General features: G+C 57.8%; 9 protein-coding genes. 1 reads left to right on the top strand and 8 read right to left on the bottom strand.

Annotated elements, in window-relative coordinates; translation table 11 throughout:
- Positions 1 to 2: 2 nt before the first annotated feature.
- From DW029_RS00855 to DW029_RS00825, 7 genes are all read right to left on the bottom strand, one after another.
- Positions 3 to 1,886, bottom strand: coding sequence for a histidine kinase N-terminal 7TM domain-containing protein (locus DW029_RS00855; protein ID WP_118345035.1), 1,884 nt, complete (start codon positions 1,884 to 1,886; stop codon positions 3 to 5).
- A gap of 368 nt (positions 1,887 to 2,254) precedes the next feature.
- Positions 2,255 to 3,523, bottom strand: a complete 1,269-nt coding sequence (locus tag DW029_RS00850) for an ATP-binding protein (RefSeq protein WP_233543755.1) — start codon at positions 3,521 to 3,523, stop codon at positions 2,255 to 2,257.
- A gap of 135 nt (positions 3,524 to 3,658) precedes the next feature.
- On the bottom strand, positions 3,659 to 5,089 hold the full coding sequence (locus tag DW029_RS00845) for a 6-phospho-beta-glucosidase (protein ID WP_118345034.1): 1,431 nt from the start codon (positions 5,087 to 5,089) through the stop codon (positions 3,659 to 3,661).
- A 393-nt stretch (positions 5,090 to 5,482) separates the two neighbouring features.
- Positions 5,483 to 6,934, bottom strand: a complete 1,452-nt coding sequence (locus tag DW029_RS00840; RefSeq protein ID WP_118345033.1) for a family 43 glycosylhydrolase — start codon at positions 6,932 to 6,934, stop codon at positions 5,483 to 5,485.
- 47 nt (positions 6,935 to 6,981) lie between these two features.
- On the bottom strand, positions 6,982 to 9,207 hold the full coding sequence (gene bglX, locus DW029_RS00835) for a beta-glucosidase BglX (RefSeq protein ID WP_118345032.1): 2,226 nt from the start codon (positions 9,205 to 9,207) through the stop codon (positions 6,982 to 6,984).
- Between the two features lie 146 nt (positions 9,208 to 9,353).
- Positions 9,354 to 10,721, bottom strand: coding sequence for a PTS transporter subunit EIIC (locus DW029_RS00830; RefSeq protein ID WP_118345031.1), 1,368 nt, complete (start codon positions 10,719 to 10,721; stop codon positions 9,354 to 9,356).
- An 82-nt stretch (positions 10,722 to 10,803) separates the two neighbouring features.
- Positions 10,804 to 11,655, bottom strand: coding sequence for a PRD domain-containing protein (locus DW029_RS00825; protein WP_158572579.1), 852 nt, complete (start codon positions 11,653 to 11,655; stop codon positions 10,804 to 10,806).
- Positions 11,656 to 12,272: 617 nt separating this feature from the next.
- On the opposite strand from DW029_RS00825, the gene DW029_RS00820 reads away from it, so the two are divergent.
- Positions 12,273 to 13,379 carry an ATP-binding protein gene (locus DW029_RS00820; protein ID WP_118345029.1) on the top strand — a complete coding sequence of 369 codons (1,107 nt, stop codon included), beginning with the start codon at positions 12,273 to 12,275 and terminating at the stop codon, positions 13,377 to 13,379.
- A gap of 116 nt (positions 13,380 to 13,495) precedes the next feature.
- Here DW029_RS00820 and DW029_RS00815 read toward each other — a convergent pair whose 3' ends face one another.
- Positions 13,496 to 14,140, bottom strand: a complete 645-nt coding sequence (locus DW029_RS00815; RefSeq protein WP_118345028.1) for a DUF4867 family protein — start codon at positions 14,138 to 14,140, stop codon at positions 13,496 to 13,498.
- Between the last annotated feature and the right edge of the window lie 45 nt (positions 14,141 to 14,185).

Below are 14,185 nucleotides of genomic sequence, written 5' to 3'. Positions count from 1 at the left end.
GGTCACTCACCCGTCCGCGGCATCAAGACGATCATGCGCAGCTGGCCGGGCTCGCCCTCAAGGCGGTATGCCACGTTGCGCCCTTGCAGAGCGCTTTCGAGCTCTTGTGCAGCGGGCGTCTGCGAAAGATCTTCATCATCGTTGGAAAAAAGCGCGGCGCGCAGCTCGACACTGCACCGGTCATGGTCGCCCAAGTGATACATAAGCGCCGGATGGTCGGTGGTGTAGGCAAAAAACGCAAAGTCATACACGCAGTCGTACAGGGCGCTTACCGTACTGGCGTGCAGTGGGCGGCGTATGGCGACAATCGAGGCGCAGTCGACATCGATGGTGCGCAGATCGCTTGCGAGCTCGTTGGCAATCAGCTGAATACGGTCGCGGTCAAAGCCGCTCTCCTCGTGTTGCGCCAACGTGAGCGACCCTTTGCGCTTGCAATAGGCAACGAGCATTTTGGCGCACTGCAGCATGCGGTAACGCTCATGCGAGGATGCCTCGTCGGTAAGCGGAGGCAGCGAGCTCAGCAGGCTGTACATCTCATCGAGCGCGCGGGCAAGCGCCCGGTCCACATCTTGAACCAGCAGCGCCTCGGCCTCCTGGTCTGCCAAATGCGCCTTAAGGTCATAGTCGGCCGCGAGCAGTTCGTTTTGACGTTGCAGTTCCATACGCCGATACGCCAGCTCGCGATTGAGCTCGTTGAGTTCCGAGACCTCCTGGGCAAGGAGAGCCGACCCGCCCAGCAGCGGAAAAGCTCGATACATCACATCGGGGGCAGACGCCACGGTAAAGGCGTGGGCACGCCCGTACTCCTGCGCACGAAGCTCTTCGCGCACATCTGGCGTGATTGGTCCCGACATCGGCGTGGCATATGCCACCTGCAAGTCGCGCGTCAGAACCTTGAGATCGAGCGGCAGGGTATCGAAGATGCCGGCGATATCGTGATACGACGGGATAACGCCACAATCGAGGCAAATCTCGAGTGTTACCACGCACAGCACGCAATAGACCAGCGAAAAGTTGAGTTTCCACGCCCAGGGCACACGCAGGGCATACGAAGCGGCAAAGAACGCGCCGCCCAGCAACACGAGTGCTGCCGTGCCTGAAAAGCGCTGGATTCTATAAGACGAGGACCGTCCCACCAGGACAAAAAAGGCAACGACGTTAAAAGCCGTCCACGCCAGAAAGAGAAAGTAACCCCAGCCATACGTGTAGTCGTTGCTCCAGGTTTCGCTTGCGCGGTCAAAGTGGAATATCTGCCGGTGCCAATCGTTGGTGAGCACAAACGCGATAAGCAGGGCTGCCGCAATCCACAAGGCCGTGCGGTAGCGGCGGCCCGCGCGATGTTGCTCCACGCCCACGAGGCGCATGCCGCATAGCTGAAAGAGCAGCGGGATGAGCGTCATGGGCACGTAGTACAGGTACCAAAGCAGCGTGGCGTAAGTTGGCGTGAATGAGTTGTACTTAAAGATGACCTCGATCATCCACAGGGGGCAGATGGCAGCGATAGCAACAAGGCGGCGGCGCAACATATAGTCCAGGCAGCGCAGGTAAGCGAGAACGCCCCAGATTGAAAACATGACTGCGGCGACAAGTAGCGGAAAGGAGCTCGTATGGGCAAGCTCGTCCGCGACCTCTTTGGACACCTCACCATAGACGGGCACGGTGTTGGAAAGCTTGGGGTCCGAGGCGAACAGCGCCGGCAAGACCGCTAAAAGCATAAGGAACAGCGCGGTGATGGCGCCGGCGATAGCAAAGACGCGGCGGCGGTATACACGATGCGATATGCCAACAAGGAATCGCGGCATGGCAAAGAGCTTGCCGCCCCTGGGATCCGCCGCGGGTGCGGATCGGGCGGCCGCGTGACCGATATGTCGCTCGCGGGTACCCATAGTGCTTTTAGTGTACCGACAGATGGGCTAAAAAAGCGGGCCGCATGTCCCAAAATCCGCAGACGGCAGGGCGCGCAAGGAGTGTCCCTGACGACTAGTCGTTTAAGAACGTCCCCAATGACTACCTCTCAGGAGTGTCCCCAGGTGCCGACAGAAAAGGAACGTCCCCAAGTGCCAACTCAAACAGTACATGTTTAATCTGTTTCGTTAATTGAAATGCGTAAATATGGTTAACCAAAAAATTGATATTTGGTTAATTGGTAACTGTAAATTCGGTTAAACGCGCTGGTAAACAATGGTGATAATTAGGCAAGTAGTCATTGGGGACGTTCTTAAACGACCAGTCAAACAAGAACGTCCCCCAATGACTAATCGACAGCGAGGGTCTCCTCTAGGTATTCCTTAAAATACGGAAGGTCAAAGCCAACCCTTCCTCGGCCGCGCTCACCAATAATCCCTTGCTCAATCAGGCGAGCGCGGTATTGCGACGCATAATTGCTCTTTACGCCCATTCGCTCTGCAACGTCCGCAATCTTGCTCTCGCCCCCGTCTGCAAGCATTGCCTCCAAGAACGATTTATCGCCTTCGGACAGTTCGTAATACGTCGGCGCCAACACGCGCTGCTCCATGTCAGAACGCGCAAGCGCAATGCCCCTTGCAGCATCTTGGGCGGTTATCTCTTCTGCCTGAGGCCGTATATCCCAAGAGCGGAAACCGACGAGCTGCATAAGAAACGGAAAACCGCCGATGGCATCTACCATCTTCTGAAGGCCGTCAGCACTCACGCGCCTGCCACCGCCCTCGATGGTCTCCTTCAATGCAACGGCAATTTCCTTGTCGCTAATATTCCCCAAGTGGTGCTGAACTGATCGACGCAAAAATGAAACGGACTGGTTGCACAGCAGCATTGACACCTGATGCGGCAGCCCCGCCATCAGCACTCCCACACGTCGGCCTTCGCGCACAAACATCTGGTACGTAGAGGCAAAACTAATCATTTCATCGAACGAAGCCGACACCTCATCGATCGTGAACAGCAAACCGATGTCATATTTGTCCAAAGCTTTTATAAGGCGAGTCATCCGCGTGCGCCAGTTTGCCGAAGGTGCCTGCTCCGGCTCCCATTCCACGCTAAATAGCTGGCCCACACTCAAACCTCTGAGCCTAGGATTTAAGCCGCTATCGATATATTCAGCCGCAACTTCACGCGTTTGCTCGTAAATGTCTTCCAACATTCCAGGAGCAGCAGCCACGCCGACCGAAATCCAACCATGCCTTTGCGCCTCGGAGCTAAGGTATGAGAGCAGGGCCGTTTTACCTGTTCCTCGTGCGCCAACATAGATTGTTGCCAAGTTGGGATCGCCGGGTCCGCGGTCGAGCGCTCGCACAACATCATCAATAAGATACGTGCGGCCGGCCATAATTGGCGGGACGATGCCAAATGTCGGCGTAAACGGATTAATGGGCACATCCATGGAACACTCCCCCGTCAGCTCTATCCTGCTTTCACTAGTTTTGCAAGTTTTAACTTCTTTTGCAAGTTTTAACTTCTTTTGCTTTCTTTCACTTCTTTTAACAAAGCGCCCGGCGGGCATAAACTGCTCGCCGGGCGCCTTGGTTAGGAAGCTATAAAGCATAACTTTCGAAATGCGGCGGTCAGGTCCACCTCCTAAGGGCCTGAGGTGCTCAAGATTGGGAGCGACAAGCCCGACGAAGCGTACTTTAGGTACGCGAGGAGGGTTGGAGCCCCAAGGTTGAGTGCCTCAGTGCCCTTAGGCCAGGTCTTCGCCGTTGGTGGCGATAACCTTCTTGTACCAGTCGAAGCTCTTCTTCTTGGAGCGCTTGAGGGTACCGTTGCCGGCGTCGTCGCGGTCCACGTAGATGAAGCCGTAGCGCTTGGACATCTCGCCCGTGCCGGCCGAGACCAGGTCGATCGGACCCCAGGTGGTGTAACCCAGCAGGTCGACGCCGTCCTCGGTCACCGCGTCGCGCATCGCGGCGATATGCTGGCGCAGGTAGTCGATACGGTAGTCGTCGTTGATGGAGCCATCCTCCTCGACAACATCCTTGGCGCCCAGGCCGTTCTCGACCACAAACAGCGGCTTCTGATAACGGTCGTACAGGTCGTTGAGGGTAATGCGGAAGCCCAGCGGATCGATGGCCCAGCCCCACTGGCTCTCCTGCAGATAGGGATTCTTGGCGCCGGCGAAGGCGTTGCCCTTGGTCTTCTCGACATCGGGGTTATCGGCACCGGCGGAGCAGCGGGTGGAATAGTAGCTAAAGCTGATGAAGTCGACGGTGTTTTCGGCCAGGATCTCGCGGTCCTCGTCAGTCATGCCGACGTCGATGCCCAGACGCTCGAGCTTCTTGACGGCATAGGCCGGGTAGTAGCCGCGGCTCTGGACGTCGACAAAGAAGTAGTTGTCCTGGTTGTCGAGCTGCGCCTGGCGCACATCGCCCGGACGGCAGCTGTAGGGGTAGTAGGTGCCGGCAGCGAGCATGCAGCCGATCTTGACCTCGGGGTCGATCCCGTGGGCAATCTTGGTTGCCCAGGCGCTAGCGACGAGCTCGTTGTGGGCGGCCAGGTACTCGACGGCCTCCTTGTTCTCGCCCTCCTCAAAAACAAGGCCGGCACCCATAAACGGCAGGTGCAGGATCATGTTGATCTCGTTGAAGGTGAGCCAGTACTTCACCAGACCCTTGTAGCGGGTGAAGATCGTGGTCGCGAGGTTCTTGTAGAAGTCGATGAGCTTGCGGTTGCGCCAGCCGCCGTACTCCTTGATGAGGTGGATCGGGCAGTCGAAGTGCGTGATGGTCACGAGCGGCTCGATGCCGTGCGCTTGGCACTCGCGGAACACGTCCTCGTAGAAAGCCAGACCGGCCTCGTTGGGCTCGGTCTCGTCGCCGTTGGGGAAGATACGGGTCCAGGCCAGGCTCATGCGGAAGGTCTTAAAGCCCATCTCGGCAAAGAGGGCAATGTCCTCCTTGTAGTGGTGGTAGAAATCGATGCCGGTCTGCGCGGGGTAGTAATAGCCGTCCTCGAAGTCGAGCATCTTGCGCTGGCCGGAGACCACCGCGTAACGCTCGGGGCCGTGCGGGGCTACGTCCACGTTGGCCAGGCCGCGCCCGTCCACGTCGTAGGCACCCTCGCACTGGTTGGCAGCCGTCGCGCCGCCCCACAGGAAGTCTTTACGGAAAGCCATGCATCGATCCTTTCATACGCTGTTTGTCGTGGCTTCAGTATCCCCGCAAGCAGCGCGCTACTCAACGGCAGCGGCGCAGGCCGACACTTCTTTTCGCACACGGCGGCCCGGCAGCCGCCCCGCCTGACACTTCTTGATACCCGCCAGCCCCAACCACCACAAAGGGGACAGGCACCTTTGTGGTGGTTTGGGCAGGTTTGTCTCGATCTGTAACAGACACGCAGCCGCTCGCGTGCCCCCAAGCTCGCCCTATATGTTGCAGCTAATCGGCTATAACATCGGCAAGATGCCCCATCAACGTTGCAAACGGCCGATCGTCGACCATCAGCGACCAGCGTCCCGCTTTATTTTTCTCGAGTCTGGGAATCGAACTCACACTTGTCACCGAACTCATCATTTAAAACAGAGTGTCGAGAGATCGAGGGAGCCATCGCCCTCGATCGAAAGATACGCAGCATGATCGCCGGCGGGCATCTCAATGGGAGCAGCGATCTCATGCCAGTCAACGCTCGGCTCGCATGAGATGCGGCCGACAACCGGCCCGCCGGGCGCATCTACGCGCACCTCGACCGCACCGCACAGCGTGCCGCGCACCTCGCAGCGCAACGCATGCTCCGTTCCCGTAAAGGCTAAGTACTTGTATCCAACCGATGCCCCACGGCAGAGGTTCGCAACATATGTCCGAGCAGAAGTCACGCAGCCCGCGTCGATCTCTTGATCGATGACGGGGTGATCGGACGCGATCTCGAGATCCCCCCGATAGTGAACCGCGCCATGGGGACCGACTAGATGGCAACAAATGCTTGCAGGGTAAACGCGACCACAGGGCAGCGCCGCCCCGTTAAGTCCGCAGCTCGTGATTTCAACCTGCTCGATTGACCCGTCGGCTGAAATAAGCAACGGCTCCGCGCAGCCTTGCCGCGCATGTTGGGCACCGTGGGTGTGACGGTGATAGAAGATGTAATCGCGCCCCGCGATGCGCGCCATGCCTCCATGGTTGTTGCCAAGGTCCATAACGGCCTTGTCCTCGGTCTCATGACCAGGCAAGCCCACGTCGCCGTTGGAGACAAGCGCGCCACCGTACGTCACGGGGCCATCGGGGGCGGGCATCGTTGCCCAGCAGAGCTCATGGCCCACCTCGCTGGAATACACAAAGTAATAGCGCCCATCGAGTTCACGGATGCTCGATGCCTCAAAGAACGCATGTCCCTCGAAGCCCGTCCCATTCGCCTGCAGATACCCCGGCGCCAGGCGCACAGGGGCACCTGCCATCGAACGCATATCGTCCGAAAGGCGCACCACAAAACTGCCCTCGGTCGCCGCAGAGGGCAGACGCCCGCCGGACTTCTTGGCACCAAAGCCGTAATAGAGCCAGCATCCGCCGTCTTTGCACGCAAGCACCGCTGGATCGAACGGAAGACCGTATCCCGATGCCGCCGTAAACCGCTTACCATCGGGCGTGCACACGGGTCCGAGATAGCGATAACGGCCCGCCGGATCGTCGCACACGGCAACCGATATGATCGGGCCATCGGGTGTTGCCATGCAAAAATAAAAAAGATAGTACTTGCCGTCGGCTCCCCTGCATACATCGGGCGCACCGTATCCAGCAAGATCGGCATTGGCGGGGTCATCCGATTTGCGCCAAACCACACCCTCAAAGGTCCATGCCCCCAAGTCATCGATAGGAGCCGACCAGCAGACATAGTCACCGGGGCAATATGCCGTGCCATCGGGGGCGTCATGGCTGCCATACACATACACGCGTCCGTCGAACACATGCGGCTCACCGTCAGGGATATACTCCCAGCCCGGTAAGTAAGGATTTGTTACAACGTGCTGCATGCCAATCCTTTCAAACGTAAGTGAAAAATAGGTGATGTCGGCTATCGTCAATCGACAAGTTGGAACTCCGCACCGAGCAGATCCTCGCTGTTGGGCCCGACAAACACCTCAAACTCACCGGGCTCACTCGCCCAAGCATGCTCAGGTGTCCAGAATCTTAATTGCTCCTCGCCGAGCTCGAACTCGACAGTCTTGCGCTCGTGCGCAGAAAGCGACACCCGCTTGAAATCGCACAGCTCGAGCAGGGGACGCACGCGCGTGCCCACCTTGTCATGGAAGTAGAGCTGGACGGTCTCGACACCGGCGATCTCGGATTCATTCTCCACGTCAATCGAAACGAGCAGACGCTCGCCCGTCACCATCCGCGTAGACGAAAGGCGCAGGTTCTCATAACGCGCCTTGTGATAGGAAAGGCCGTACCCAAAGGGGAAAAGCGCACCGTTGGGGCAATCCATATAGCGCGAGACGAATCTTCCGCTGTGGATCGACGTCTTGGCGCAGCGACCCGTCGAGAACTGAGCGTAATACAGAGGCTCCTGACCGACGTTATACGGGAAGCTCACGGTAAGCCTGCCCGAGGGATTGACCTTGCCAAATAGCACGTCTGCCACCGAGCGACCGCCTGCCGTGCCGGGGAACCAAGCCTCCAGAATTGCATCGCAGTCATCCAAGATATCCGTCAGGGCAAGCGGGCGCCCGTTGAAGAGCACGAGCACCACCGGCTTGCCCAGAGCACGCACCTTCTTGAGAAGACGCTTCTGAGGCGTCGGAATCGTAATGTCCGTGCGGGCGCCGCCCTCTCCGCTCTGGAGCATATGCTCCCCGAGCGCCATAACCACCACATCGGATGCAGCGGCAAGTTCCAGCGCCTCGGCCTCCAGCTTCTTTGGATCGGAATCGTCGGCAGCGACGCCAAACGCTGGAATCTTGCCAAACTCGCCAAGCTCCGAATAATCGTCAAGCATGTTGCAGCCCTGAGCCCAGACAAAACCGTCCTCGCCGAGCACCTCGGCAAATGCCTCGGCCAGGGTGACAGAGCGGGACTTATCGGCATGGATAGCCCACATACCGATGATATCGTGGCTGTTTGCATAAGGCCCTATGAGCGCCACGCGCGGCGCCGAGGCGCCGGTAGCGAGGGGCAGCATACCGTCCTCGTTCTTGAGTAGCACGAGCGCCTCATCACAGGTCTTTCGAGCACTCTCGAGGCGCTCGGGTGAGCAGGTCACGGCATCGCGACGCTCGGGCGAGCAGGTGCGGTAAGGATCTTCGAACAGGCCAAGTTTGTTTTTAAGGCGCAGCACGCGCAGGCAGGCGGCATCGATCTGCTCGATGGAGATCTCGCCGTCGGCGACAAGGCCCTCGAGCTCGTGCGCGTAGCACGGAGTTTTCATATCGATATCGACCGTCGCATCCATGGCCAGCTTGGCGGCCTCGCGCTGATTGGCGGCAACGCCGTGGCCGATTAACTCGGAGACGGCAGCATAGTCGGTGATAATCGGTCCGTCGAAACCCCACTCACCGCGCAAGACATCGTCCATAAGCCATTTGTTTGCAGTGGCAGGGATGCCATCAATAGTGTTGAAGCTTGTCATCACCAAATCGCAACCGGCATCGACTGCGGCTTTGTAGGGCGGAAGATATTCGTTGCGGAGACGCCATTCGCTCATGTCAACGGTGTTGTATTCGCGGCCGGCCTCGGGAGCGCCGTACCCTGCATAGTGCTTAACGCAACTGGCGATGCTACCTCGCGGCGACCCGTCACCCTTGAACCCCTCGACCATGGCTTCGGCAAATCGGGAGCTTAAAACCGGATCTTCTCCAGGCATCTCGAGACAGCGACCCCAACGGGCGTCGCGCACCACATCGACCGGTGGGCTAAACGTCACCATGCATCCGTCGGCAACGGCCTCTTCGGCTATCAGCTTGTAGTCCTCGCAGATCAAATCGGGATCCCAAGTCGCACCGAGCCCTAAAGGAATCGGATAGCACGTCTGGTAGCCATAAATCACGTCAGCCATAAAGGCCAAGGGAATCTTGAGGCGGTTGCGCTCGAGATAGGCATCCTGGATCCGATGCACCTCCTCGGCACCCAATACGTTAAGTACGCTGCCGCATACGTCAACGTCTTCTTGCGTCACGCCCAATTTGGCACGCGGACCCACCGCCACGGCATCGGTACCAAAGCAGCCGCCATCGAGTTGCACAAGCTGACCGATTTTCTCTTTAAGCGTCATTTGGCCCAGGAGACCCAAAACCTCGTCGTCTCGCATGAATAGTCCTTTCTGTTTGACCAAAACGACACATCGGCTTGCAACCAGGCAGCGATGTGTCGTCTTCGGCAAGCAGGACCAGGGGCGCCGACGCATTGCCGGGCCCCCGGCCAGTAAGGGGATTGGGGTGCAAATTTGTTAGCAGATTACTTGTCGGCCTCGAGCAGCATTTTGTCGCTGTAGCCAAAGGCAAGCGTCGCGACAAACGTGATTACAGCAGCAACCGCAAGCGCGATGACGTCGAGCCAGCCAACCATGCCGCCGATCGCGGGAATGGTGAGAACGCACGTGGTTATGAGAACCGACTGCTGCAGGCCACCCGTCGCTGCAATGGCGCCGCAGACGCCGCAGGAAAGGGCCATAATCACAAATGGGCGCTTGTACTTGAGCACGACGCCGTAGATGGCAGGCTCAGTGATGCCAGCGAGCAGTGCGGACACCGCGCTCGCGGCAGCAAGCTCCTTGAGGTCGGTGTCCTTGGTCTTAAGGAAGACGGCCAGCGTGGCAGCGCCCACGGCAAAGTTGGTGCCCACCGTGATGGGAAGAGTTACGTCATAGCCGAGCGTACCGATGTTGCTCACGATGATCGGGATGAAGGCCCAGTGCATACCGAAGATGATGAGGGTGGGGTGCAGGGCGGCGAGCAGGAAACCGGCGACAAGCGGAGCAGTATTGAGCAGCGAGACCAGGGCGTTGGCAATCAACTTGCCGATGATATCGGTAACGGGACCGACGACAAAGATCGTGACAACGCACGCAACGAAGACGGTGAGCAGGGGGACGATAAGACCCTTAAGCATGTCAGGCGTGACCTTGTTGAGCGCACGCTCAACCCAAGACTGCACCCACACGGCAACGATGATGGGCAGGACCGAGGACGTGTAACTGATGAGCGTAACCGGCAGACCGAACAGGTCGACAGGATCGGCACCGTTAAAGAGCGTGGTGAGCGTCGGGTAGCAGAAGAACGCAGCGATGGCCATCGCAGTCCAGTCGTTGCACTTGAACTTCTGCGCAGCCGTACGCGCCAGGAAGATGGGCATGAAATAGAAAACCGCATCACCCATGGCGTAAAGAATCTGATAGGTGGTGGTCGCCGAATCAAGGACCCCGAACGTGTTAAACATAATGACGAACGCCTTGAGCAAGCCGGCGGCGCTCATGGCGGGAAGCATCGGCATGAAGATGCCCGAGATCAGGTTGATCGCGCGATTAACCAGGCTGCCGCCCTGCCCTTCATCCTCGACCTCGCCACCTAGCTCGATATTCGAAACCCGGGGGATCGCGTCATAGACGTCGGTGACGTGATTGCCGATAACGACCTGATACTGCCCACCACTCTTGATGACCGAGATAACGCCCTCGGTCTGGTTGAGCTTCTCGGTCTGGGCCTTGCTCTCGTCCTTGAGCCTGAAACGCAGGCGAGTGATGCAATGGGAGACGCTCATGACGTTCTCCTCACCGCCGACCAGCTCAATAATCGAACACGCGAGCTGCGTGTAGTCCTTTGCCATGGTGAAACCTCCTTGTTTCACAGCGATTGAAAAATATCTGTAGCCCCGGCGCCTTGGGGCAAAACAGCGATCACAGGCCCGGTTAGTGCCCCGGGCAAAGGCGGTTGATATGCATCATCAAGTACAGAAGTTCCTCGTCGGAGCAATTCCATCCGTGCTTGGTGCGCAGATATTCATCGATGGTTCGAGCGCAAATGTACGCGTCCGAGAAATCATGGGTTGCCTGACGGAAAAGCGAGCTGTTGCGCGTCTGCTCGATCTCGCCTTTCATAAGACGGCCGATAAGAAAACGCATGTGCGTAACGAAGCGAACGTAGCTATAGGAGCAACGATCGATCTCGATATCGAGGGTCCGCTGGACGATATCGGTAACGGCCTCGAGTACCTCGGCACTTTTCACCACGAGACTCATATTGCGGCTCAACGCTTCCGAGCCGCCCTCGTCGAGACTCTCTGCGTTCACGACATGCAGTGCAATTGACGCTGCCTCAAAGTCGGGAAAGTCGACGTCCTCATCAATCGCCTTGACGAGCAGCACTCCGCGACGGCCCACCTCATACTCACGGGGATACACAAACCGAACTTCCTCGGAAAGAGGATTGGGGATCACTTTGTCGTTGCGAGCGCGCTCGATCGCGAACTGAAGGTGGTCAGCGATGGTAAAGATAAGATTGGGGTTAAGTTTGCAGTTGAGTTCTTGGCGCGCAATGTCCACAATGCCGGACGCGATAATAATCACGTCATCGGTAAGCGAAGCAAGTGCATCATAGAGTTCAGGACTTACGTCGCGAAAGCTGCGTTGGATATTGGACTCGTCCTCAATATAGGAAGGGGCGCCGCGAAAGCCAAGGCCCTTGCCAAACAGCACGAGCTCACGCCCGTTCTCGTCCTCGGCGAGAACGACGTTATTGTTTATGGCCTTGGTTATCAGCATGAAAAAAACTCCTCTGGCTCCACTTCTAGCATCCAGCATGCCCCGCTCTCCGCAGGACGTTATCTATATGATGCTCGTGGCGCCTCCCGAGGAGTAACGCGGTGCAGAAATAGTATGCACACATTCAATTCTATGTGAAGTGATTAAATCGAAAAAAACCGTTCACGGACGATAATCTACCGCTCACAGCTGCAGAATGTATTGCGGACCGGGCAATGCAGGCGTCCACAGCCTCAGCTACGGTTAAATACGAACTGTTTTCCAGTTTGCAAAACCGGATCAGTTCGCATTCCATCGCAAGTCGCCAAATCGCAAGAGAACAGATGCTTTTGTGGTGGTTGGGGTTTGTCTTGATCTGTAACAGGTAGACCGCCAAAACCGGGCCTGGTGTTACAGATCGAGATCTTTCGGGCACCCTCTGCGGTTTATCTCAATCTGTAACAGGAAGAGACGATTTAGCCTGTCAGATGTTACAGATCGAGACAAACAGGAAGCCCCTAGTCGCAGGTGATGTCGAGGTTCTTGCCGACGAGGCCCACGTAGCCGCCTTCGGGTGACAGACCATTTGACTGAATAGGAAAGAAAGGAAAAAATAGGAAAAAAAGGAAAGAAGACTTATGACTGAACCCATCTTCTCCCCCTCATTTGGAAATCGCCCCTCTTATCTAGTCGGGCGCGAAACGGTAATTTCGACATTCATATCCGGCCTTGAGCAGGAACCGGGCAATCGCGACCGAGCCATGCTCATGCTTGGACAGCGAGTCAGCGGCAAGACGGTTCTTCTGTGGGAACTTGCCGATCGCGCTCGTAAGCTCGGCTTCGTTGTCGCCACGCCCACCGTGGCCTCCGAGGATATGCTCGAGCGCATTGTTGAAAAAATCCAAGAGGCAGGCGAGCCTTACGTCAACAAACGCTGTCTTCCCAAATTCACGGGTGGCAGCCTGAGTGTTTTTGGGTTCTCGGCAGGCCTCGAGTTCACACGAGACGTGCAGGAGACCAAGAGCTTTCAGTTTAAACTCACGCAGCTTGCGCGCAAACTGACCGAGCAGGGCCATGGCATCCTCATCCTTATCGATGAGCTCCAGGCAAATTCGCCCGAGATTAGACAGCTCGTCACTGCCTATCAAGAGCTGGTCGGCGAGCGACTCAACGTCGCGCTCGTCATGGCGGGCCTTCCGGGAGCCGTCTGCGCAACACTCAATGACCGCGTGCTGACATTTCTCAACCGCGCTCGCAAGGTCACGCTCGATCCGCTTTCAGTCGGAGATGTCGATGCCTATTATCAGCGGGCTTTTGAGGAGCTCGGCCTTGATATTCCAAGCGACCTTCGCCTCCGCGCCGCTCACGCAACCCAAGGTTCGCCCTATATGCTGCAGTTGATCGGCTATAACATCGCCAATCGCTGCAAGGCTGGAGAACGCGCAGCGCAAGGGCAAATTGACGGAGCCATCGAAGCGTCGAAGGTCGATTTCGAAAACGATGTCTGCGAAACGACGCTCGCCGCGCTATCTGACCAAGACGTCGCGTTTCTCGCCGCAATGGCTGACGACGAAGACGCTGCGTCGCGCATCTCCGATATTGCCGAGCGAATGTCGGTCACGCCCGACTATGCGCAAAAGTATCGCCGGCGCCTTATTGACGCCGGCGTGATCGAACAGGCTCGCCGCGGCTACGTGCGCTTCGCCGTACCATATATGGCTGACTACCTTCGCAGCCAGTTCTAGGCAGCCACCACAATGGGGACAGGCACCTTTGTGGTGGTTTGGGCCCGTTTTATCTCGATCTGTAACAGGTAGCAACGATTTAGCCCGCTAGATGTTACAGATCGAGACGGAAGATTCTAGTCCACAGTGATGTCGAGGTTCTTGCCGACGAGGCCCACGTAGCCGCCTTCGGCTGCCTTGGGGCTGTCGGCGTGGCAGAGGACCCACTTGTCGGCCTTCCAGTAGCAGTAGCTGTCACCGGCGGCAGGCATGTCGGCTGCGGCCTCGGGGCGCGGGCCATTGGTGCCCGCCGGCAGCGCCACCATCACCTGGAAGCCGCCGTCGTCGACCATGCAGGGCGTGTAGTGGAGCGTGGTGTTGAAGACTTCGACGACCGTACCCGCCGGCACGCGGAACGCCTTGACGCACGCGGTGTCGAGCTTGCCGTCCTCGATCTCCCAGCGATGCGCCACGAGCAGGATAAAGTCGCGAGCGCCCAGGTTAAACTCGCTGGCGCGGTGATACTCCAGGCAGTTGAGCTGCGTGTTGTGGCCGTTGCACCAGCCGAGCTGGAAGGGGCGGCCGCCAAACATGAGAAAGCCCAGTTTATCGGCACCCTTGACGCTCTCGAGCTCCGGCGCGCTTGCTACGTACTTGCTGCCTTCGGGGATGGGCGTGGCAGAGAGCGCCTCGAGCACGAGCGACGTGAGCTCGGACGGAACGTCATCCCAAACGTTGCCATAGGATTTGAACTCGGGATCGTTGACAGAATAGATGTGCATGTTCGCTCCTGTTCGTAAATGTGACTATACGAACATTCTAGAACA

Origin of the sequence: Collinsella sp. AF38-3AC (genome assembly GCF_003474365.1) — a bacterium.
Taxonomy (GTDB): domain Bacteria; phylum Actinomycetota; class Coriobacteriia; order Coriobacteriales; family Coriobacteriaceae; genus Collinsella.
This window is presented reverse-complemented; position numbering and strand designations above follow the sequence as displayed.